The 255-nt window shown below is 42.0% G+C and carries 1 protein-coding gene; it reads left to right on the top strand.

Annotated elements, in window-relative coordinates:
* Positions 1-255: DDE-type integrase/transposase/recombinase (locus M3206_RS19300; protein ID WP_251314049.1), on the top strand; the 255-nt coding region annotated here is incomplete at both ends.

Genomic DNA, 255 nt, shown 5'->3' with positions numbered 1-255 from the left:
CGGATATTACCTACGTATGGACAATGGAGGGATGGGTTTATTTAGCGAGTGTTATGGACCTCTATTCTCGGAAGATTGTTGGCTGGAACATAGGGACTCGTATGACAAAAGAGCTGCCGAAAATAGCACTAGAAAGAGCTATCCAGTATCGAAAACCGACAAGTGATCTCATTCATCATTCTGATCGGGGCTCTCAATACTGCTCGAATGAATACGTGAACTCATTAGAAAAATACGGTGTGAAAATCAGTATGA

This window comes from Fictibacillus phosphorivorans (assembly GCF_023715845.1).
Lineage (GTDB): Bacteria > Bacillota > Bacilli > Bacillales > Fictibacillaceae > Fictibacillus > Fictibacillus phosphorivorans_D.
This window is presented reverse-complemented; position numbering and strand designations above follow the sequence as displayed.